A 21034-nucleotide genomic window follows, 5' to 3' on the forward strand; every position below is an offset into this window, starting at 1 on the left:
GGTTCACAAAGCCGCGCGCTGCGGTATACACTGATCCATTAAACAGGCGGCGACAGGCCGCCATGGCAAGACGCGGGCCGCGCGCCCGGACAAAGCACAACACAGGAGAGAACCGAGATGTCGATGGCTGATCGCGACGGATATATTTGGTATGACGGCAAACTGGTGGACTGGCGCGACGCCACCACCCACGTCCTGACCCACACGCTGCATTACGGCATGGGCGTATTTGAGGGCGTGCGCGCCTACGAAACCGCTGACGGTCCGGCGATCTTCCGCCTGCAGGATCACACCGCCCGTCTGTTCCGCTCCGCCAAGATCCTGGGCATGGACCTGCCATTCACTCCGGAACAGATCAACCAGGCCCACCTGGACGTGGTGAAGGCCAATGGCCTGAAATCCTGCTATTTCCGTCCGATGGCCTTCTACGGCTCCGGCAAGCTGGGCGTGGCGCCGATGAAGAACGACGTGCAGGTGATCGTGGCCGCCTGGCCGTGGGGCGCCTATCTGGGCGACGAGGGCCTGGAAAAAGGCATCCGCGTGAAGACCAGCTCCTTCACCCGCCACCACGTCAACATCACCATGTGCAAGGCCAAGGCCAACGGCAATTACATGAACTCCATCCTGGCCAATAACGAAGCCACGGCGGACGGCTACGACGAAGCCCTGCTGCTGGATGTGGATGGCTTCGTGGCCGAAGGCTCCGGCGAAAACATCTTCATCGTTCGCAAGGGCAAGCTATATACTCCGGACCTGACCAGCGCGCTGGAAGGCATCACCCGCGACACCGTGGTGCAAATTGCCAGTGAAATGGGCCTGCAACTGGTGGAAAAGCGCATCACCCGCGACGAAGTCTACAGCGCGGACGAAGCCTTCTTCACCGGCACCGCCGCCGAAGTGACCCCGATCCGCGAACTGGACCGCCGCCCGATAGGCGACGGCGGCCGCGGCCCGATCACCGCCGAAATCCAGAAGCGCTACTTCAGCATCGTCAAGGGCCAGGATGCCGAACACCGGCACTGGCTCACTTACGTAAAATAAGCGGTAGAATCCGCATCTCGCGCGCCAGCAGCGAGCGGCCCTCCGGCCGTCCTGCTGGCGGCGCTTTTGTCGGAAGCCCGCTCGCTGCAACAAGGAACGACCATGGCAGAACTGAAAGAAAACACCGCACGCTACATCGAAGTCACCCAGCACGACCTGCCGCTGCACTGCCCGATGCCGGACATGAAGGCCTGGAACTCCCACCCCCGCGTCTACCTGCCGGTGGCCAAGACCGGCGAGGCGCTCTGTCCCTACTGCGGCACCCAGTACAAGCTGATCGGCCCTGCAGGCCATCACCACTGAGGCCATCGCCCGCATCGACGGCAAAGGGTGTGGCGCGGGCCACCCCTTTTTTGCTTGCCGCCGCCAAACGCAAGCCGCGCTGCCCCAGCCGGCTTGCGTTTGGAACCGGAAGCACCCCGCATGAAAAAGAAAATCCTCGTCATCGGCCCGTCCTGGGTCGGCGACAGCGTGATGGCTCAACCGTTGTACCGCCGCCTGCACCAGCGCCACCCGCAGCTGGAACTGCATGTGTTCGCGCCATCCTGGACCCTGCCGCTCTTGGCGCGGATGCCGGAAGTGGCCAAGTCGCATCTGAATCCGTTCGGCCACGGCGCGCTGCGGCTGGCCGAGCGCTGGAAAGTGGCGCGACAGCTGGCGAAGGAAGGCTTCGACCAGGTCATCGTGCTGCCCAACTCGCTGAAATCCGCGCTCATCCCCTTGTTTGCCGGCATTCCGCTGCGCACCGGCTTTCTCGGCGAATCGCGCTACGGCCTCTTGAACGACGCGCGCGAGCTGGACGAGCAGGCGCTGCCGATGATGGTGGAGCGCTTCTGCGCGCTGGCCGAAGACAAGCGCTCGGGGCTGCCGCGCCCCATTCCCAATCCGCAGCTGAGCACCGATCCAGCCATCCAGCGCCAGGTCGCGGCGCGCCTGGGTCTCGACCTGACGCGCCCGGCCATCGCCTTCTGCCCCGGCGCGGAATACGGCCCGGCCAAGCGCTGGCCCGCTCGCCACTTCGCCGAACTGGCGCGCCGCTTCGATGCCGCCGGCTACGCGGTATGGCTGTTCGGCTCCGGCAAAGACAAGGAGATCGGCGACGAAATCGCCCGCCTGTCCGCCGGCAGCGCCATCAACCTGTGCGGCGCCACAGGCCTGGAGGAAGCGATCGACCTGATCGGGCTGACCACGCTAGCCGTCTGCAACGATTCCGGCCTGATGCATGTCGCCGCGGCGCTCGACAAGCCCCTGGTGGCGCTGTACGGCTCGTCCAGCCCGGACTTCACTCCGCCGCTGTCCGACCGCGCCGCCATCGTGTCGCTGAATCTGGACTGCAGCCCCTGTTTCGAGCGCAGCTGTCCGTACGGACACACCGACTGTCTGGAAAAAATGCAACCCGATATGGTCTGGCAGGCGTCACAGACTCTACTGCCGGCTTTGACCGCCCCCCAGGAATGATATGAGCGTAGTGGAACCCCCAAGACCGCCCGAAGAAAACAACCGCCGCATGGCGCTGGTGCGCGCCGCCGCCGTGCTGTTTCGCGACCAGGGCTACGAGCGCACCACCGTGCGCGACCTGGGCAGCGCCGTCGGCATGCAATCCGGCAGCCTGTTCTACCATTTTCGCACCAAGGAAGAGATTCTGGTGGCGGTGATGGCGCTGGGCATTACCAGCACCACCGAGCAACTGGCCGCGGCGCTGGCAGAGGCCGCCTCTCTGCGCGACAAGCTGGCCGCCCTGTTCCGTGTGCACCTGAACTCCCTGCTGGGCGACAACCAGGCCGCGCTGGAGGTGATGCTGTACGAATGGCGCAGCGTATCGGAAACCGCCAAACCCGGACTGATAGTGTTGCGCGACCGCTACGAAGCGCTATGGCAACAAGTGCTGGACGAGGCTGCTGCCGTCGGACTGATCAAGCAAGATACCCGCCTGCTGCGCCGCACGCTGTTGGGCAGCTTGCACTGGACCGTGCAATGGTATCGCCGCGATGGCGAACTCAGCGTCGACGATCTGGCTCGGCACATGCTGCAGCTGGTGCTAACCGAATAGACAGTAAAGAAATCACGCCATCAGTCGAAAAATGTACTAATATCAGCGATATAGGAACATTGGGACTGTAGCCATGGCAAACATCGCCAGCGTTGGCAACACGACGACGCAACCGCTCTATGCCGTGTCGAACACGCGGCAGGTGCAGTCGTCGCTGGACACTGCCCAGCCCGCTGTCCAGCAAGCCACCACCCAACCGCAAACTCAGAGCGCGGTCCGGCAGAACCCGGACACCGCCCGCGTGGAACAGCAACTGCAACAACAGCTGACCAATAGCCGCAGCCAGCAGGCGCTGCAGAGCGCTCAGCAAACGCAACGCGCTCAACAAAACCAGGCGGCGCAAACGGCACAGGCGGCGAATGCCAACACCGCGCAAGCCAGGGCCCCAGCTGCGCCTCAGGTTAACCCCACCCAGGTGAATAACACTGCGGCCGTTCTGGCGACCAATCCGCAGCCGGCCACCGCCGCCGCCATCGCGCCTGCGGTCAACGGCAATACCGCTCCGACTGCTGCGCCGGCCCAGAACAATGCGGCCAACAACAATGGCGCAACCGCCGCCGCTACGCAAACCACCCGCGCCGCCAACCAACCGGCCCAGACGCAACAGGCCGCTACGCCGCCCACTCCGGCGCAGACTGCTACCGCGCCAGCCACCCTGGCCACGCAGAGCGTCAGCCGGGCTCAACAGCTGATTGGCAGCGGCAGGCAAGATTTGGCGCAGTATCAGGCTACCCAGTCTTTGCTGGAACCCAGCGTCTCCACCACCCATATCTCCACCAAGGCCTAACGCCTCTGGCGATGTGAAATAAAAATCCCCGCGCAGCACGCGGGGATTTGGCTTTATTGCGCAGCATCAACTGCGGCGACGGACGCCCGGCTTGCGCCTCTCGAAGCCATTTCCCTTGCCGCTCTTGCGCTTCTGCGCGTTCTGCACTTGCAGCAAGGCATCGATGCGTTCCGAGGTGCTTTGCATCAGCAGCTGCGCCATCTCGCCATCTGGGAAGGTGTCCGGCATGCGATAGCCCAGCCAAGCGTAAGCGGCATACAGCTTGCAGCTGTCTTCCAGGTATTGCAGCTCGTTGCGCCCCCCGGTGCCCATCATCCGCAACAGCGGCGCGGCCTTGCCGCGGGCCCGGTGCTCGGCCCAGTCATGCAGCGCGCTCTCCAGCATCGGAATCTTGGTCGAGATCGGGCACAGGCTGAAGGTGTAGCGATCGGCCAGGCTCAGGGGCAAAGCGTCCAACCACTCGGCCTTTTCCATTTGGTCGGACAAATTGGCAGGCAGGAAGAATTCGTCGTGCACATTGATATGCTTGGCGAACAAGCCCAGCAAGGCCTTGAGTTTAACCTCGCCGGTCGCCTGAGAGATGGCCTCCAGATACTTCAAACTGGGCGCGACGAAGAAGCCGTTATTCGGCAGCGGCTCGGCCTTTTGCCGCAGCAACGCGCCTATGGTCTTGTGGGTGAGGCCGTCGAAGCCGGCCACATAGCCGGTTTCATGCTTGCCGAAACGGCCGGCGCGGCCGGCGATCTGCTTGGCCAGCGGGGCGGCGATGATGCCCTCGGCGTAGCCGTCCCACTTGCTGGCGGTGGTGAAAATGATGCGTCGCGCCGGCGTGTTCAGCCCCATGCCGATGGCGTCGGTGGCCACCACCACCTGGGTTTCGCCGGAAACGAAGCGTTCGGCCTGCGCCTGGCGCACTTCCGGCGACAGGTTGCCGTAGATGGCCGATACGCTCAAGCCCTGCTCTATCACCTTGTCGCGCCAGTTCAGCACCTCGCGGCGGGAGAAGGCGATCAGCACGTCGCCCGGCTTCAGATTCTTCAAGGACAGCAGCGGCGCCTTGTCCATTTGCAGCGCGGTCTTGCGCTCCAGCGTGCGCACTTCCAGCGTGCCGCCCACGCGCGCCACCAGCGACTCAATCGCCTCGCGCGCCTCCGGCGCGCCCACCAGGTAAACGGTCTGCGCCGGCACGCCGCACACGGCGGCAGTCCAGGCCGCGCCGCGGTCCGGATCATCCAGCAGTTGAATTTCGTCTATCACCGCCACCTCCACCTGCCGCTCCGGATTGAGCATTTCCACCGTGCTGGCGACATGGGTCGCATCCGGGTGCAGCTTGCGCTGCTCGCCCGTGATCAAGCTGACGGCAATGCCGGCCTCTTGCAGCCGGGTATAGTTCTCCAGCGCCAGCAGGCGCAGCGGGGCCAGATAGACGCCGCTTTTGGCCTTTTGCAAGTGCTCCATCGCCGCATGGGTCTTGCCGGAGTTGGTGGGCCCCAATACTGCGATGAAATGGCGCTGCATCGCATAAGCCGTGGCGAACGACTCGGGATAGCGCGACAGGTTGACCGCGTCGCGCGTCTTGGCGGCGGCCTTGTCGGCGCTTTGCCGGCTGCGCGCTGCGGCCACCCGGTCCTGGGCGATGGTGCAACGCACCTTGGCGCGCTCGTACTTGGCCATGAAGGCGCTGAGCACGCGCAGCGGCTCGATGCCCTCCACCGCGAAGACATCGCGCGCGCAGGCCATCAACTGCGCTTCCAACTTCTGCCGCGCCGCGTCGTTCCAGCGTTCTTTCACCAGCGCCAGCCGCGCTTCTGCATCCAATTTGCGCCATTTGCCGCTCTTGCCGAGGAAACCCTCGTCCGGCACCAAGTGATAGGGGATGCGGTGGCCTTCCAGCTCCAGTTCGCCATGCACCGAAACCGCATGGCTGCCCTCGGTGGTGACGATGGTGGCGTTGTGTTCCGCCAGATAATCGTCGAGTTGGATCTCGGGCGGCAGCGCTTCGATGGTATCGGTCATGGCGGCATTCGTTTGCAGGGCTAAAGGCGGGCGATGATAAAGCAGCCGGCGAAGATGCGCCAGCCGCCCAGGCTTGCTATCACCATCCATCAAGATTCCGGGCAATGCAAGCGCGGCTTGATGCGCTGCAAAAAAACAGACCGCCGGCACATGCCGGCGGCCTGCAATTGCGGTTTTCGACTACGTCTTACACCAGTTCAACCGCCAGCGCGGTCGCTTCGCCGCCGCCTATGCACAGACTGGCCACGCCGCGCTTGCCGCCGCGCTGCTTCAATGCCGACAGCAGCGTGATGACGATGCGGGCGCCGGACGCGCCGATGGGGTGGCCCAGCGCGCAGGCGCCGCCGTGCACATTTACCTTGTCGTGCGGCAGCTTCAGGTCGTGCATCGCCGCCATCGTCACCACGGCGAATGCCTCGTTGATCTCGAACAGATCGACGTCCTCTGCCTTCCAGCCGGTCTTGGCCAACAACTTCTGCATCGCGCCCACCGGCGCGGTGGTGAACCAGCCCGGCTCCTGAGCATGGCTGCTGTGGCCGACGACGCGGGCGATGGGCTTCAGGCCGCGCTTGGCCGCTTCGGCCGCCGTCATCAGCACCAGCGCGGCACCGCCATCGGAAATGGAACTGGAATTGGCCGGCGTGACCGTGCCGTCTTTCTTGAACGCCGGCTTCAGCGTGGGGATCTTGTCCAGGTTGGCTTTCAGCGGTTGCTCGTCGGTATCCACCACGGTGTCGCTGCCGCGGCCCGGCACCGTCACCGCCGCGATTTCGTCCTTGAACTGGCCGCCCTTGATCGCCTGCTGCGCGCGCGTCAGCGAAGCGATGGCGAACTCGTCCTGGTCCTGGCGGCTGAAGCCGTATTTCTCGGCGCACTGCTCGGCGAACACGCCCATCAGCGTGCCCTTCTGGTACGCGTCCTCCAGGCCGTCCAGGAACATGTGGTCCTTGATCTCTCCATGACCCAGGCGCAGTCCGCCGCGCGCCTTGGGCACCAGATACGGCGCATTGCTCATGCTTTCCATGCCGCCGGCCACCACCACATTGCCGTTGCCGGCCAACAGTTGATCGTGCGCCAGCATGATGGCCTTCATGCCGGAGCCGCACATCTTGTTGATGGTGGTGCACGGCGTAGCCAGCGGCAAGCCGCCGCCCAGCGCAGCCTGGCGCGCCGGCGCCTGTCCCTGGCCGGCCGGCAGCACGCAACCCATGATCACCTCGTCCACCTCGCCGGCGGTTACCCCGGCGCGCTCCACGGCGGCGCGGATGGCCGCGGCGCCCAATTGGCTGGCGGTCAGGCCGGACAACGCGCCCTGGAAGCCGCCCATGGCGGTGCGGGCCATGCCCACAATCACGATTTCCTGTTGTTGCATCACAACTCCTTTGCTCGATTGTGGCCGTTGCTGCGCTTGCCCAGCGATTTTTCGCACTGGGCGCGCAGCTGGCCGATTTCGGTCAGCACCACCTTGATGTCTTCCATCTGCTCCAATAGCTGCTGCTCCTTGCGCGCCAGGATGCGGATGAATTCCTGCAACTGCGGCGCATCGTCGTGCGCCGCGTCGTACAGCGCGAATAGCTCGCGGATCTCCTGCAGGGACAGGCCTATGCGTTTGCCTCGCAGGATCAGCATCAGCCGTACGCGGTCGCGCCGGTTGTAGATGCGGCGCTGCCCGGCCCTGGCCGGCTCCAGCAAGCCCTGATCCTCGTAGAAGCGGATGGCGCGGGTGGTGACGTCGAATTCCTGCGCCAATTCCGTGATATTGAAAACCTGCTCGCCCATATGTCTGTACCCCGATTCTCCCGCTGCGGCCACGCGCGCCACAGTCGCCTGCATTTGTGACCATTGTCTGTTGACGTTGACGTAAACGTCAAGTTATCGTGATCAAAAGTTAGAGCAAACAGTCCAGGAGAAACAGATGAGCCAGAAAATCGGCGTGGTGGGCGCAGGCACCATGGGCAACGGCATCGCCCAGGTCTTTGCAATGAAGGGCTTCGAGGTGGTGCTGGCCGACGTCAACGACGCGGCCCTGGTCAAGGGCATGGCCAATATCAATATCAGCCTGCAGCGCATGGCCAAGAAGGAGCTGATCGCCGAGGCCAACATCCCTGGCATCGTCGCCCACATCCGCGCCACCACCAAGCTGGCCGACCTGGCCGGCTGCGACGTGGTGATCGAAGCCGCCACCGAGAACGGCGCCATCAAGGAACAGATCTTCCGCGACCTGGACGCCGCCGTCGGCGAAAAGTGCATCCTCGCCTCCAACACCTCGTCCATCTCCCTTACCCGCATCGCCAGCTGGGTCAGCCACCCGGAGCGCGTGGTGGGCATGCACTTCATGAACCCGGTGCCGGTGATGCAACTGGTGGAGATCATCCGCGCGCTCCAAACCGGCGACGAAGCCTACCAGACCGTCTTCCACCTATCCCAAGCGCTGGGCAAGACGCCGGTCACGGTGAAGGATGCCGCCGGTTTCGTCTCCAACCGCGTACTGATGCCGATGATCAACGAGGCCGCCTTCGCGCTGTATGAAAATCTGGCCACGGCCGAGGACATCGACACCGTGATGAAGCTGGGCATGAACCACCCGATCGGCCCCTTGGCGCTGGCCGACCTGATCGGCCTGGACACCTGCCTGTCCATCATGGACATCCTGTACCACGAATTCCGCGACAGCAAATACCGCGCCTGCCCGCTCTTGGCCCAACTGGTGCAGGCCGGCCATCTTGGCCGCAAGAGCGGCAAGGGTTTCTACAGCTACAACTGAGCAGCGCCATCAGCCCGAACAAATAGAGGAGGCAGTGCCATGAGCCAGTCAGTACCAAATATCAAGCTGTTGATAGGCGGCGAATTCGTCGAGTCCAAAACCACGGAATGGCGCGACATCGTCAACCCGGCCACCCAGGAAGTGCTGGCGCGCGTGCCGATGGCCACCGCCGACGAGGTCAACGCCGCCGTCGCCGCCGCCAAGGACGCGTTCAAAACCTGGAAGAAGACGCCGATCGGCGCCCGCGCCCGCATCTTTCTGAAATACCAGCAACTGATCCGCGAAAACATGAAAGAGCTGGCGGCCATCCTCACCGCCGAGCAAGGCAAGACCCTGGCCGACGCCGAAGGCGACGTCTTCCGCGGCCTGGAAGTGGTGGAGCACGCCGCCAATATCGGCACCCTGCAGATGGGCGAATACGCCGAAAACGTTGCCGGAGGCGTGGACACCTACACCGTGCAGCAACCGTTGGGCGTGTGCGCCGGCATCACGCCGTTCAACTTCCCGGCCATGATTCCGCTGTGGATGTTCCCGATGGCCATCGCCACCGGCAATACCTTTGTGCTGAAGCCATCCGAGCAAGATCCGATGGTGACGATGCGCCTGGTGGAACTGGCGCTGGAAGCCGGCATCCCCAAGGGCGTGCTGAACGTGGTGCACGGCGCGGCCTCCGTCGTCGATGCCATCTGCGACCACCCGGACATCAAGGCCGTGTCCTTCGTCGGCTCCACCAAGGTAGGCACCCACGTCTACCAGCGCGCCACCCTCAGCGGCAAGCGCGCGCAGTGCATGATGGGCGCCAAGAACCACGCCATCGTGCTGCCGGACGCCAACAAGGAGCAGGCATTGAACCAATTGACCGGCGCAGCTTTCGGCGCGGCCGGCCAACGCTGCATGGCGCTATCCGTCGCGGTGCTGGTGGGCGAGGCGCAGCAATGGATTCCGGAACTGGTGGCCAAGGCCAAGGGCCTGAAAATCGGCCCCGGCAAGGACAATCCGGACCTCGGCCCGGTGATCTCCTGCGCCGCGCTGGACCGCGTCAAGAGCCTGATCGCCCGCGGCGTGGAGGAAGGCGCCAAGCTGGAGCTGGACGGCCGCGATGTCAAAGTCGCCGGTTTCGAACATGGCAACTTCGTCGGCCCGACCATCTTCTCCGGCGTCAAACCCGAGATGGCGATCTATCATCAGGAAATTTTCGGCCCGGTGCTGTGCCTGATGGCGGCCGACACGCTGGACGAAGCCATCGCCATCATCAATGCCAACCCCAACGGCAACGGCACCGCCGTGTTCACGCAGAGCGGCGCGGCGGCGCGCAAGTTCCAGGAGGAAATCGACGTCGGCCAGGTCGGCATCAATGTGCCGATTCCGGTGCCGGTGCCGCTGTTCAGCTTTACCGGTAGCCGCGCGTCCAAACTGGGCGACCTCGGCCCTTACGGCAAGCAGGTGGTGGCCTTCTACACCCAGACCAAGACCGTCACCAGCCGCTGGTTCGACGACGAGGCCAGCAGCGGCAAGGTACACACCACCATCTCGCTGCGTTAAACCGGTTTTACTGGCCACGGGATGACACAAAAGAATGACGGCCGAGCGCCGGCCCTTGAATGATCGACGCCTTGGTTTCGTGTTGTTCGTGGGTTTCGTGGCAAACAGGAGTTGTAAATGAATTTCGAACTGAACGAAGATCAGGTCGCCTTCCAACAAAGCGCCCGCGATTTCGCTGAGCGCGAACTGGCGCCGCACGCGGCCGAATGGGACGCCGAGTCCATCTTCCCGCTGGACGTGATCCGCAAGAGCGGCGACATGGGCTTTCTGGGCCTCTACACGCCGGAAGCCTACGGCGGCCTGGGCCTGTCGCGGCTCGACTCCGCCATCGTGTTCGAGGAGCTGGCCGCCGGCTGCACCTCCACTGCCGCCTACCTGACCATCCACAATATGGTCAGCTGGATGATCGCCAGCTTTGGCGGCAAAGCGCTGGCCGAGCAGTGGGTGCCCAAGATGGTGACTGGCGAGGTGCTGGGCAGCTACTGTCTGACCGAGCCAGGCGCCGGCTCCGACGCCGCCTCGCTGAAAACACGCGCCGAACGCAAGGGCGAAGTCTACGTGCTGAACGGCGGCAAGATGTTCATCTCCGGCGCCGGCAGCACTCAGGTGCTGGTGGTCATGGCCCGCACCGGCGGCCCCGGCCCCAAGGGCATTTCCGCCTTCGTGGTGCCGGCCGACGCGCCTGGCGTCAGCTACGGCAAGAAGGAAAAGAAAATGGGCTGGAACAGCCAGCCCACCCGCGCCATCACGTTCGACAACGTGGAAATCCCGGTAGCCAATCGCCTGGGCGAAGAAGGCCAGGGCTTCACCTTCGCCATGAAGGGGCTGGATGGCGGCCGCATCAATATCGCCACCTGCGCCGTCGGCACCGCCCAGGCCGCGCTGAACGCCGCGCAGCGCTATGTGCAGGAGCGCCAGCAATTCGGCCATCCGCTGGCGGAATTGCAAACCGTGCAGTTCCGACTGGCCGACATGCTGACCGAACTGGTGGCCGCCCGCCAGATGGTGCGTTTGGCCGCCTGGAAACTGGACAACGCCAGCGCCGACGCCACCGCCTATTGCGCGATGGCAAAGCGGCTGGCCACCGATTTGAGTTTCAATATTGCCAACAACGCGCTGCAACTGTTCGGCGGCTACGGCTACCTGCAAGACTTCCCGCTGGAACGCCATGTGCGCGACCTGCGTGTGCACCAGATACTGGAAGGCACCAACGAGGTGATGCGGATGATAGTCGCGCGCAAGATGCTGCAGGACGGCGCGCTGGAAACGCTGCGTTAACAGCTTATTTGACCGCCACGAAAACCACGAAAGAACACGAACTATCGCGCTTTCGGATCACGCCTCCTGCTTGCGGCCAAGGCAAGAGCGGTCTCTTTCGTGTCTTTTCGTGGTTTTCGTGGCTGAAGAAAAGGAATTCAGATGCAAAACTACGCCCACCTGAACGTGGAAAAACGCGGCCACACCGCCGTGGTGACGATAGACAATCCGCCGGCCAACACCTGGAATCGCGCCAGCCTGACCGCGCTGAAGCAGCTGGTGGCCGATCTCAACGCCGACCGCGACATCTACGCGCTAGTCATCACCGGCCAGGGCGAGAAGTTCTTCTCCGCCGGCGCGGACCTGAATATGTTCGCCGACGGCGACAAGAAGGTGGCCACCGAGATGACCATGCTGTTCGGCGAAGCCTTTGAGGCGCTGTCCGGCTTCCGCGGCGTCAGCATCGCCGCCATCAACGGCTACGCCATGGGCGGCGGCCTGGAGTGCGCCCTGGCCTGCGACATCCGCATCGCCGAAGAACAAAGCCAGATGGCGCTGCCGGAAGCCGGCGTCGGCCTGCTGCCTTGCGCCGGCGGCACCCAGAACCTGCCCTGGCTGGTGGGCGAAGGCTGGGCCAAGCGCATGATCCTGTGCGGCGAGCGCGTCAATGCCGCCACCGCCGAGCGCATCGGCCTGGTGGAGCAGGTGGTGGCCAAGGGCGAGGCGCTGGAAACCGCCATCAAGCTGGCCGAGGGCGTGGCCAAGCAGTCGCCGTCGTCGGTCGGCGTGTGCAAGCAGCTGGTGCAGGCCGCCCGCACCCAGCCGCCGGCTTGGAATTTGATCAAGGAACGCGAGGCCTTCATCAAGCTGTTCGACACCCACGACCAGGGCGAAGGCACGCGCGCCTTCCTGGAAAAGCGCGCGCCGAACTGGAAGAACGCCTGAGCTCAAAACACATGGCCACAAACCCCACGAAAACCGCGAAAGCGGCGAGCCGCGGCCCCGGATCAATGGCGGCGGCTCGCCGCCTTCCTGCAGTCTTTCGTGGTTAACAACAGCCTTTCCGGAGCCTCCCCATGCATGACGTGGTACTGTTTGACGAACTACCTACCGGCGACGGCCATCGCATCGCCATCGCCACCCTCAATGCCGAAAAATCGCTGAACGCGCTGACGCTGGACATGATCCGGCTGCTGGATTCGCGCCTCACCATCTGGGAGCGCGATGCAGGCATCGTCGCCGTGGTGCTGCGCGGCGCCGGCGAGCGCGCCTTCTGCGCCGGCGGCGACGTACGCAGCCTGCGCGAAAAACTGGTAGCCGAGTCGCACTACCCGCATCCGCACGCGGTGGCTTTCTTCACCGAGGAGTACACGCTCGACTACCGCATCCACCGCTACAGGAAACCCTTGATTGTATGGGGCGGCGGCATCGTCATGGGCGGCGGCCTGGGCCTGATGGCCGGCGCCAGCCACCGCGTGGTCACGCCCGCCACTCGCATCGCCATGCCGGAAATCACCATCGGCCTGTACCCGGACGTGGGCGGCAGCTGGTTCCTGCAACGCATGCCGGCGCACCTGGGCCTGTTCCTGGCCTTGACCGGCGCGCCGCTGAACGCCCACGACGCGCTGATCGCCAATCTGGCCGATCATGTGCTGGCCGCAGATGCCTATCCGGCGCTGCTGCAAGCGCTGCAGCAGGCCGACTGGAGCGGCGACGCGCATAGTCACCCGGCGGTAGCCAGCGCGCTGCTGAACCAGCTGGAAGGCCAGTTGGGCGATGCCCTGCCCGCCTCCAACGTCGAGCGCAATCTGCTGGCTGTGCACCGGCTGATGAACAAGGGCGACCTGGCCGCCGTCGCCTCCGCGCTGACCGAAACGGCGTTCGAAGACCCGTGGCTCGCCGACGCCGCCAAGAATTTCGCCCACGGCTGCCCCACCTCCGCCGCCGTCAGCTGGGAAATCCTGAACCGCTCCAAACACATGTCGCTGGCCGAGGCCTTGCGGATGGAGCTGGTGCTGTCGGTGAACTTCTGCGCCCGCTCGGATTTCCCGGAAGGCGTACGCGCGCTGCTGGTGGACAAGGACCGCAATCCGCATTGGAGCCGCCAGTTGCCGGACATCGACCAGGCCTGGGTGGATGGGCACTTCGAATCGCCATGGCGTGATGGGGACCACCCCCTGGCCGCGCTGAAATAAAACAAACAGAACCAAACAGAGGAGAGCAGCATGGAAAACATCGCCTTCATCGGCCTGGGCAATATGGGCGGCCCGATGGCCGTCAATCTGCTGAACAAGGGCTTCAAGGTCGACGCCTTCGACCTGTCGGCCGAAGCCTTGTCCAAGGTAGCCGCGGCCGGCGGCCGGGCCGCTTCCAGCGCCGCCGACGCGGCCAAGGACGCGGGGGTGGTGATCTCCATGCTGCCTGCAGGCAAACATGTAGCCAGCCTGTACCTGGGCGATGAAGGCCTGTTCGCCAAGCTGCCCAAGGGCACGCTGGTCATAGACTGCAGCACCATAGACGCCGGCACGGCGCGCCAAGTGGCGGAAGCCGCGCAAGCGCGCGGCCTGTCCATGCTGGACGCGCCGGTGTCCGGCGGCACCGCTGGCGCGGCGGCCGGCACCCTGACCTTCATCGTCGGCGGCGCGGCGGAAGACCTTTCCCGCGCCCGCCCGGTGCTGGAAGCGATGGGCAAGAACATCTTCCACGCAGGCGGCGCCGGCGCCGGCCAGACCGCCAAGATCTGCAACAACATGCTGCTGGGCATCCTGATGGCAGGCACCGCAGAGGCGCTGGCCCTGGGGGTGAAAAACGGCCTGGACCCGAAAGTCTTGTCCGAAATCATCAGCAAAAGCTCCGGCCGCAACTGGGCTACCGAACTCTACAACCCCTGGCCCGGCGTGATGGAAAATGCCCCGGCCAGCCGCAACTACGCCGGCGGCTTCATGTCCGAGCTGATGCTGAAGGACCTGGGGCTGGCCGAGGAAACCGCGCTGCAAAGCCACGCCGCCAATCCGCTGGGCGCGCTGGCGCGCAATCTGTACGAAGAGCATGTGCATCAGGGCCATGGCAAGCTGGACTTCTCCAGCATCGTCAAATACTTTCATACGGTGAATTGAACAGGTCAAGACCATCACCCCAACACATATGACATGTGATAAATTTGTCATTGTGTCTTTCCAACGGGAGGCCGTGTCAGCAGCCTCCCGTTGGCGCTTGATGAACGGACAATCACCACAACAAGATGTCTACAAGGATGACCATGTTTCCATTGCACGCTCTGAAGGGCATCAACGCCGCCACGCTGGCGGCCTGCGCCATGCTGTCCGCCGCCGCATCCGCTGCCGGTTATCAGCAACCGCCGGCCAACATCCTCAAAGTGATGCGCGCGCCGTCGCTGCCCGGCCCCAGCATCAGCCCCACCAAGGACAGCATGCTGCTGGTTGCCTGGCAGGAGTATCCCTCCATCGCCCGCGTGGCCGCGCCTTACCTGAAACTGGCCGGCACCCGCGTCGAGCCAGCCAATCGCAGCAAGCACGACACGCCAGGCGGCTACGGCATCGCGCCGTGCGCCGAAAGCTTCAAGCTGGTAACCCTCCCCGGCGGCAAGGAAACGCCGATCGCGCTGCCGGCCGGCGCCTGCCCGGATGCGCCGATCTGGTCCGCCGACGGCAAACGCTTCGCCTTCGCCAACACCACTAGGAATGCGGTAGAAGTCTGGGTGGGCGATGTCGCCAGCGGCCAGATCCGCAAGCTTCCCGGCATCCGCCTGAACCCGATGCTCAACGATGAACTGCAATGGATGCCGGACCAGAAAACCTTGCTGGTCAAGGCCGTGCCGGCCAAACTCGGACCGCCGCCGGTGAAGGATGCGGGCCCGGAAGGCCCCAATGTGCAGGAAGCCGATGGCGAAAAGGGCCAGAGCAGCACCTATGAAACCCGCGATACGCTGAACAGCCCGCACGACGAAGCGCTGTTCGACTACTATGCCGCCTCGCAGCTGCTGCTGGTGGACGCCGCCAGCGGCAAAGCCACGCCGCTTGGCCAAGCGGCCCTGTACGATGGCGTGGCGCCGGCGCCGGACGGCAAGCACATCCTGGTCAGCAGCGTGCGCAAGCCTTATTCCTACGTCACCACTTACGAACGCTTCCCGCATGAAGTGCAGGTATGGAATATTTCCAAGCCTGGCCGCATCGCCATCCATACCGTCGCCTCACTGCCGCTGGCCGACCGCGTGCCGGTGCATGGCGAGCCGCTTGGCCCGCGCGATTTCTTCTGGCGCGCCACCGAGCCGGCCACCCTGCTTTGGGCCGAGGCGCTGGATGGCGGCGACTGGCAGAACACCGTGCCGGCGCGCGACAAGGTGATGATGCAAAAAGCGCCGTTCACCGCCGCGCCGGTGGAAATCCTGCGCACCACTCAGCGTTTCGCCGGCATAGACTGGACCGAGCGCGCCGACACCGCGCTGGTGCATGAGATCGATCTGAACAAACACTGGCGGCAGACCCGCATCGTCAACATCGACGATGCGAAACAGGCTGGCAAACTGCTGTGGGACATGTCCTTCGACAACAAGTACGCCGATCCGGGCAGCCCGGTGCACCGCACCCTGGCCAATGGCGAACGGGTGATCCAGCTGGAAGGCGACGCCATCTATCTGGCCGGCGCCGGCGCCTCCCCGCAAGGCAACCGCCCCTTCCTGGACAAGCTGAACCTGAAAACCGGCGAAAGCCAGCGCCTGTTCCGCAGCGACAAATCCGCCTATGAGCGCTTCATCGGCCTGTCCGGTCAAAGCGGCAGCTTCCTGACCTGGCGCCAGACGCCGGCCGAAGCGCCCAACGCCTTCCTGCGCAAACTGGGCAGCCCCATCAGCGCCGACAAGGGCGAAGCCGTTTTCTCGTCCACGCCGGCCGTGGTCACCCACATCGTCGACCCGACGCCGGAACTGCGCCAGATCAAGAAACGGCTGGTCAAATACAAGCGCGCCGATGGGCTGGAACTGTCGTTCACGCTGTATACGCCGCCCGGCTACAAGGAAGGCACCCGCATCCCGGCCATCCTCAATGCCTACCCGCTGGACTACGCCGACGCCGCCAGCGCCGGCCAGGTCAGCGGTTCGCAACAGACTTTCACCCGCCTGTACCAGTACAAATACCTGCTGCTGGCAGGCTACGCCATCATCGACCAGGCCTCGTTCCCGGTGGTGGGCGACCCTAAGGCCGCCTACGACAGCTATCTGGACCAGCTGAAGATGGATGCCGAGGCCGCCGTGAATGAGGCGGTGAAACTGGGCGTAGTCGATCCGGACCGCGTGGCCGTCACCGGCCACAGCCATGGCGCGCTGATGACGGCCAACCTGCTGGCGCATACCGACCTGTTCCGCGCCGGCGCGGCCACCAGCGGCTCGTACAACAAGACGCTGACGCCGTTTGGCTTCCAGAGCGAGCGCCGTTCGGTATGGGAAGCGCCGGATGTCTACCGCAAAGTGTCCACCTTCTTCTACGCCGACAAGCTGAAGACGCCGATTCTGATCGTCCACGGCACCGACGACGCCAACCCCGGCACCACGCCGCTGCAGGCTTCCAAGTTCTTCGAGGCCATCCGCGGCAACGGCGGCACCACCCGGCTGGTGATGCTGCCGCACGAGCCGCACTGGTACGCCGCGCGCGAATCCAACGAGCAACTGGTGTACGAAATGCTCAACTGGTTCGACAAGTACGTGAAGAACACCCCGCCGCGCGCGCAGAAGACCGCGCAAGCCGGACCGCCAGCACCGCAGCCCTGATGTCCACGCGTCCCGGCAATCCCGGGACGCGCCTTTCCGCGCAAAGCCGCAGACAAACGGATTGCCGCCGGCTCACGCCCGGCTGCAATCCGTTTCCATTTCCACCCGCGCGAATCTCACGCATCGCTCAACCCTCAAGCGAAACGAACGAGCTCGACATCGTCGACCAGGCGTCCGCCCACGGTATCGTTATCCGGCAACACCCGCGTTTGAACAAAGCCCGCGCGCGCCAGCACCCTCAGCGAGGCTTCATTGCCCACCGTCACGGTGGCCCGTTGCTCATATACCCCATGCAAGGCCAGATGGCGCGCCAAAGCCGCGACCGCCTCGCTGGCATAACCTTGCCCCCAGTAATCCGGGGCAAACCAATAGCCGACATTGCTGGCGATGCCATCGGCGCGGACATCGGCATCCATCTTGCCGAGCCATGCGCCGTCCTCCAGCCGCCTCACCGCCCATCCGAACCCATACTCATCAGGCTCGCCCGCCGCTTTAAACGGCAGATCGCGCCAGGCTTTTGCCAGCGCCTCGACAGACGCCGGCTGCCGTATCGATATCCAGTCGTAGATGCGCGGATGTTGGAACAAGGGAAACAATGCCGTCGCATGCTCCGCCTGCAAAGGCTCCAGGCAAAGTCGTTCGCTTAGGACAGCCGTGCCAATTGCCGAAATATCCAGTTGTTGCATACAAACTTCCTGATTGGGATTCACGCTGCACGCGCCCGCCAAACTACCCGCAACCCGCAGCCATGGCCATGCCGCCCGACACGGGAAAACAGCTGGCTGGCTAGCGCGAGGAGATGCATAGGGAAAATGCGCCTGACGAGCAGGCTTAAGTCACCGCGCGGATGCGATGGAAGGGGAAGAGCGGGGAGCGGCTGCCTGACGGCGCCGATTACAACTGAAGAAAATGCTTTAAGCGAAAATCCATTGAAACACCACTCCGCCGCCTTGCTCCTGCGCATAAAGATTGAATTGGCTCATCGGCTGGACTCCTTATGACTTTTGAATGATGAAAAATTATGCCATATGAAATTCAAGTCATCGTGACAATCCAGAGGCCGGGCGTGCACGGCAAGCAAAAGCCCGCCGCGTCATGTGACGGAGCGGGCTTGGAATCCGATAAGAGAGCGTCGCCGTTAGACTGCCGACGGCTCCTTCATCAGCAAGGTAATCATACTGGCCACTTTGCGCTTCAGCTCGCGGCGGTCCACCACCATGTCCACGGCGCCCTTATCCAGCAGGAACTCCGCGCGCTGGAAGCCTTCCGGCAAGGTCTCGCGCACGGTCTGCTCGATCACGCGGGCGCCGGCGAAGCCGATGCGCGCCTTGGGTTCGGCCATCACTACATCGCCCAGGAAGGCGAACGAGGCCGATACGCCGCCCATGGTCGGGTCGGTCAGCACCGAGATGAACGGCAGCTTGTGGTCGGACAACAGTTGCAGCGCGGCGCTGGTCTTGGCCATCTGCATCAGCGAGTTCAAGCCCTCCTGCATCCGCGCGCCGCCGGAAGCGGCCACGCAGATGAACGGCGCCTTGGCCTCCACTGCCGCGCGCACGCCGCGCACGAAGCGTTCGCCCACCACCGAGCCCATGGAGCCGCCGATGAACCGGAATTCGAACGCGGCCACCACGGCTGGCAGGGAGTGTATGCTGCCTTGCATCACTACCAGCGCGTCATCCTCGCCGGTATCGCTCTTGGCCGCGCTCAGGCGGTCGGGATACTTCTTGCTGTCCTTGAACTTGAGGATGTCCACCGGCTTGACTTCCTCGCCCACCTCGCGGCGGCCTTCCTCATCCAGCAGCAGGTTCAGGCGCTGACGCGCCGTCAGCGGATGGTGATGGCTGCACTTGGGGCAGACCTGCAGATTGCTCTCCAGGTCGGTGTAATACAATACGGCTTCACATTCCGGGCACTTGCTCCAAAGCCCCTCGGGCACCGCGGAAGGTTTGTCGGCGCGGTTTTCGCGCTTGATCTTCGGCGGGAGGAGCTTATTCAACCAGCTCATGCTGACTCCTTGAATCTAAATGCGCGGGACGGTTCCCGGCGCATGAACGGGGGCGATGGCCCCCGTCGGTGTTCTAGCGGATGGCGGCCTTTAGTTCGGCCACCAGACGAGTTAACTGCTCTTTGGCAGTTTCGGGTGTCGCCGCCTCAATTTCCTGTACCAGCCTGCTGCCCACCACCACCGCGTCGGCAGCGGTGGCGATGGCCTTGGCAGTCGCGGCGTCGCGAATCCCGAAGCCCACGCCTATCGGCAGCGGCAATTGTTGTCTGAGGGCAGCAATTTTACGCGCTACGTCGTCAATGTCCAGATGTCCCGCGCCGGTGACGCCCTTCAGCGACACATAATAAACGTATCCGCGCGCCAGTTTGGCGATTTCCGCCACCCGCGCCGGCGGCGTGGTGGGCGCGATCAGGAACACCGTGTCCAGTCCTTGGGCATCCAGCGCCGCCTGCAGATCGACAGCTTCCTCCGGCGGACAATCCACCGTCAGCACGCCGTCCACGCCGGCAGCCTTGGCGCGCTTGGCAAATTCGGTATAGCCCATCGCGCACAAGGGGTTCAGGTAGCCCATCAGCACAACGGGCGTCACTTCATCCGAGCGACGGAACTCGGCCACCATTTCCAGCACATGGCGCAAACCCACCTTGTGCACCAGCGCGCGCTCGGAGGCGCGCTGGATCACCGGGCCGTCGGCCATCGGATCGGAGAATGGCACGCCCAGCTCGATGATGTCGGCGCCGCCTTCCACCAGGCCGTGCATCAGCGACACGGTCAGGCCGGGATTGGGATCCCCGGCGGTGATGAAGGGAATCAGGGCCTTCTTGCCCGCCAGCTCGGCAAAGCGTTTTTCTATGCGTGACATGCGGCGTCCCCCTTACAAGGTAATGCCGGAGAGGCCGGCAACAGTATTGATGTCCTTGTCGCCGCGGCCGGACAGGTTGACCAGGATCACCTGGTCCTTGCCCAGGGTCGGCGCCACCTTGGCGGCCCAGGCCAGCGCGTGGCTGGACTCCAGCGCCGGGATGATGCCTTCCAGATGACAGCAGTCGTGGAAGGCGCGCAGCGCCTCGTCGTCATTGATCGCCACGTATTCCGCGCGGCCAATGTCCTTCAGATAGCTGTGCTCCGGGCCGACGCCCGGATAATCGAGGCCTGCCGACACCGAATGCGTCTCGATGATCTGGCCGTCCTCGTCTTGCATCAGATAGCTCTTGGCGCCGTGCAGCACGCCCACCTTGGCATCCGAGCTGAGCGGCGCGGCGTGCTTGCCGCTGGCGATGCCGTGCCCGCCGGCCTCGACACCCACCATGCGCACGCCCGGCACGTCGATATACGGGTGGAACATGCCGATGGCGTTGGATCCGCCGCCGACGCACGCCACCACCACATCGGGCTGGCGGCCGATCACTTCCGGCATCTGCACCTTGGCTTCTTCGCCGATCACCGACACGAAGTCGCGCACCAGCATCGGGTACGGATGCGGGCCGGCAGCCGTGCCCAGGATGTAGAAAGTGGAATCGACATTGGTCACCCAGTCGCGCATCGCTTCGTTCAACGCATCCTTCAGCGTCTTGGAGCCAGACTCCACCGGCACCACGGTGGTGCCCAGCAGCTTCATGCGGAACACATTGGGCGACTGGCGCTTGACGTCCTCCGCGCCCATGTACACCACGCACTCCATGCCATAGCGCGCCGCCACGGTGGCCGTGGCCACACCATGCTGGCCGGCGCCGGTTTCGGCGATGACGCGCTTCTTGCCCATGCGGCGCGCCAGCAGCGCCTGGCCG

At 64.2% G+C, this 21034-nt stretch carries 19 protein-coding genes; 12 read left to right on the top strand and 7 right to left on the bottom strand.

What is annotated here, in order from left to right; genetic code table 11:
- Window positions 1-117: 117 nt before the first annotated feature.
- From JHD59_RS12480 to JHD59_RS12500, 5 genes are all read left to right on the top strand, one after another.
- Window positions 118-1041 carry a branched-chain amino acid transaminase gene (locus tag JHD59_RS12480; protein WP_199154483.1) on the top strand — a complete coding sequence of 308 codons (924 nt, stop codon included), beginning with the start codon at window positions 118-120 and terminating at the stop codon, window positions 1039-1041.
- Window positions 1042-1143: 102 nt separating this feature from the next.
- Window positions 1144-1344: a zinc-finger domain-containing protein gene (locus tag JHD59_RS12485; protein WP_043624705.1), complete on the top strand. Its 201-nt coding sequence runs from the start codon at window positions 1144-1146 to the stop codon at window positions 1342-1344.
- A 120-nt stretch (window positions 1345-1464) separates the two neighbouring features.
- The gene (waaF, locus tag JHD59_RS12490) at window positions 1465-2499 is read left to right on the top strand and encodes a lipopolysaccharide heptosyltransferase II (protein WP_199154484.1); all 1035 of its coding nucleotides are present in this window, start codon (window positions 1465-1467) and stop codon (window positions 2497-2499) included.
- A 1-nt stretch (window position 2500) separates the two neighbouring features.
- The gene (locus JHD59_RS12495; protein WP_199154485.1) at window positions 2501-3091 is read left to right on the top strand and encodes a TetR/AcrR family transcriptional regulator; all 591 of its coding nucleotides are present in this window, start codon (window positions 2501-2503) and stop codon (window positions 3089-3091) included.
- A 73-nt stretch (window positions 3092-3164) separates the two neighbouring features.
- On the top strand, window positions 3165-3878 hold the full coding sequence (locus JHD59_RS12500) for a hypothetical protein (protein ID WP_199154486.1): 714 nt from the start codon (window positions 3165-3167) through the stop codon (window positions 3876-3878).
- A 66-nt stretch (window positions 3879-3944) separates the two neighbouring features.
- On the opposite strand, the gene JHD59_RS12505 is transcribed toward JHD59_RS12500, so the two are convergent.
- From JHD59_RS12505 to JHD59_RS12515, 3 genes are all read right to left on the bottom strand, one after another.
- Window positions 3945-5894, bottom strand: a complete 1950-nt coding sequence (locus JHD59_RS12505; protein WP_233164058.1) for a helicase-related protein — start codon at window positions 5892-5894, stop codon at window positions 3945-3947.
- 187 nt (window positions 5895-6081) lie between these two features.
- Window positions 6082-7266, bottom strand: a complete 1185-nt coding sequence (locus tag JHD59_RS12510) for an acetyl-CoA C-acyltransferase (RefSeq protein ID WP_199154487.1) — start codon at window positions 7264-7266, stop codon at window positions 6082-6084.
- Entirely contained in the window at window positions 7266-7673 is a 408-nt protein-coding gene (locus JHD59_RS12515) for a MerR family DNA-binding transcriptional regulator (protein ID WP_199154488.1), read from the bottom strand. Before JHD59_RS12515 ends, JHD59_RS12510 begins: the two co-directional genes overlap by 1 nt.
- Window positions 7674-7809: 136 nt before the next feature.
- Here JHD59_RS12515 and JHD59_RS12520 point away from each other — a divergent pair, with 136 nt between their 5' ends.
- The 7 genes from JHD59_RS12520 to JHD59_RS12550 all read left to right on the top strand — a co-directional run bounded on the left by JHD59_RS12520 (window position 7810) and on the right by JHD59_RS12550 (window position 17239).
- Window positions 7810-8658 (top strand): 3-hydroxybutyryl-CoA dehydrogenase, encoded by an 849-nt coding sequence (locus JHD59_RS12520; protein ID WP_199154489.1) that lies wholly within the window; start codon window positions 7810-7812, stop codon window positions 8656-8658.
- Between the two features lie 39 nt (window positions 8659-8697).
- Window positions 8698-10200, top strand: coding sequence for a CoA-acylating methylmalonate-semialdehyde dehydrogenase (locus JHD59_RS12525; RefSeq protein WP_199154490.1), 1503 nt, complete (start codon window positions 8698-8700; stop codon window positions 10198-10200).
- A 117-nt stretch (window positions 10201-10317) separates the two neighbouring features.
- On the top strand, window positions 10318-11478 hold the full coding sequence (locus tag JHD59_RS12530) for an acyl-CoA dehydrogenase family protein (RefSeq protein ID WP_199154491.1): 1161 nt from the start codon (window positions 10318-10320) through the stop codon (window positions 11476-11478).
- 141 nt (window positions 11479-11619) lie between these two features.
- The gene (locus tag JHD59_RS12535; RefSeq protein WP_199154492.1) at window positions 11620-12402 is read left to right on the top strand and encodes an enoyl-CoA hydratase; all 783 of its coding nucleotides are present in this window, start codon (window positions 11620-11622) and stop codon (window positions 12400-12402) included.
- 131 nt (window positions 12403-12533) lie between these two features.
- Entirely contained in the window at window positions 12534-13652 is a 1119-nt protein-coding gene (locus tag JHD59_RS12540) for an enoyl-CoA hydratase/isomerase family protein (RefSeq protein WP_199154493.1), read from the top strand.
- Window positions 13653-13682: 30 nt separating this feature from the next.
- Entirely contained in the window at window positions 13683-14573 is an 891-nt protein-coding gene (gene mmsB / locus JHD59_RS12545; RefSeq protein ID WP_199154494.1) for a 3-hydroxyisobutyrate dehydrogenase, read from the top strand.
- 143 nt (window positions 14574-14716) lie between these two features.
- The gene (locus JHD59_RS12550; RefSeq protein WP_233164059.1) at window positions 14717-17239 is read left to right on the top strand and encodes a S9 family peptidase; all 2523 of its coding nucleotides are present in this window, start codon (window positions 14717-14719) and stop codon (window positions 17237-17239) included.
- Between the two features lie 134 nt (window positions 17240-17373).
- Here the strand turns inward: JHD59_RS12550 and JHD59_RS12555 are convergent, their stop codons facing one another.
- The 4 genes from JHD59_RS12555 to trpB form a co-directional block, all read right to left on the bottom strand.
- Window positions 17374-17925, bottom strand: coding sequence for a GNAT family N-acetyltransferase (locus JHD59_RS12555; protein WP_199154496.1), 552 nt, complete (start codon window positions 17923-17925; stop codon window positions 17374-17376).
- Between the two features lie 452 nt (window positions 17926-18377).
- Window positions 18378-19247, bottom strand: coding sequence for an acetyl-CoA carboxylase, carboxyltransferase subunit beta (accD, locus tag JHD59_RS12560; protein ID WP_103321585.1), 870 nt, complete (start codon window positions 19245-19247; stop codon window positions 18378-18380).
- Window positions 19248-19320: 73 nt separating this feature from the next.
- The gene (trpA, locus tag JHD59_RS12565; RefSeq protein ID WP_199154497.1) at window positions 19321-20109 is read right to left on the bottom strand and encodes a tryptophan synthase subunit alpha; all 789 of its coding nucleotides are present in this window, start codon (window positions 20107-20109) and stop codon (window positions 19321-19323) included.
- Window positions 20110-20121: 12 nt separating this feature from the next.
- Window positions 20122-21034, bottom strand: a 913-nt coding sequence (gene trpB / locus JHD59_RS12570) for a tryptophan synthase subunit beta (protein ID WP_199154498.1), incomplete at its 5' end; no start/stop codon positions are given.

Origin of the sequence: Chromobacterium sp. ASV23 (genome assembly GCF_016428945.1) — a bacterium.
Taxonomy (GTDB): domain Bacteria; phylum Pseudomonadota; class Gammaproteobacteria; order Burkholderiales; family Chromobacteriaceae; genus Chromobacterium; species Chromobacterium sinusclupearum.

Coding starts and splice junctions, on each gene's coding strand:
- waaF (WP_199154484.1), top strand. CDS start 1,465: ATGAAAAAGAAAATCCTCGTCATCGGCCCGTCCTGGGTCGGCGACAGC.
- JHD59_RS12555 (WP_199154496.1), bottom strand. CDS start 17,925: ATGCAACAACTGGATATTTCGGCAATTGGCACGGCTGTCCTAAGCGAA.
- JHD59_RS12540 (WP_199154493.1), top strand. CDS start 12,534: ATGCATGACGTGGTACTGTTTGACGAACTACCTACCGGCGACGGCCAT.
- JHD59_RS12520 (WP_199154489.1), top strand. CDS start 7,810: ATGAGCCAGAAAATCGGCGTGGTGGGCGCAGGCACCATGGGCAACGGC.
- JHD59_RS12480 (WP_199154483.1), top strand. CDS start 118: ATGTCGATGGCTGATCGCGACGGATATATTTGGTATGACGGCAAACTG.
- JHD59_RS12500 (WP_199154486.1), top strand. CDS start 3,165: ATGGCAAACATCGCCAGCGTTGGCAACACGACGACGCAACCGCTCTAT.
- JHD59_RS12505 (WP_233164058.1), bottom strand. CDS start 5,894: ATGACCGATACCATCGAAGCGCTGCCGCCCGAGATCCAACTCGACGAT.
- JHD59_RS12515 (WP_199154488.1), bottom strand. CDS start 7,673: ATGGGCGAGCAGGTTTTCAATATCACGGAATTGGCGCAGGAATTCGAC.
- accD (WP_103321585.1), bottom strand. CDS start 19,247: ATGAGCTGGTTGAATAAGCTCCTCCCGCCGAAGATCAAGCGCGAAAAC.
- trpA (WP_199154497.1), bottom strand. CDS start 20,109: ATGTCACGCATAGAAAAACGCTTTGCCGAGCTGGCGGGCAAGAAGGCC.
- JHD59_RS12530 (WP_199154491.1), top strand. CDS start 10,318: ATGAATTTCGAACTGAACGAAGATCAGGTCGCCTTCCAACAAAGCGCC.
- JHD59_RS12485 (WP_043624705.1), top strand. CDS start 1,144: ATGGCAGAACTGAAAGAAAACACCGCACGCTACATCGAAGTCACCCAG.
- JHD59_RS12525 (WP_199154490.1), top strand. CDS start 8,698: ATGAGCCAGTCAGTACCAAATATCAAGCTGTTGATAGGCGGCGAATTC.
- JHD59_RS12510 (WP_199154487.1), bottom strand. CDS start 7,266: ATGCAACAACAGGAAATCGTGATTGTGGGCATGGCCCGCACCGCCATG.
- JHD59_RS12550 (WP_233164059.1), top strand. CDS start 14,717: ATGTTTCCATTGCACGCTCTGAAGGGCATCAACGCCGCCACGCTGGCG.
- mmsB (WP_199154494.1), top strand. CDS start 13,683: ATGGAAAACATCGCCTTCATCGGCCTGGGCAATATGGGCGGCCCGATG.
- JHD59_RS12495 (WP_199154485.1), top strand. CDS start 2,501: ATGAGCGTAGTGGAACCCCCAAGACCGCCCGAAGAAAACAACCGCCGC.
- JHD59_RS12535 (WP_199154492.1), top strand. CDS start 11,620: ATGCAAAACTACGCCCACCTGAACGTGGAAAAACGCGGCCACACCGCC.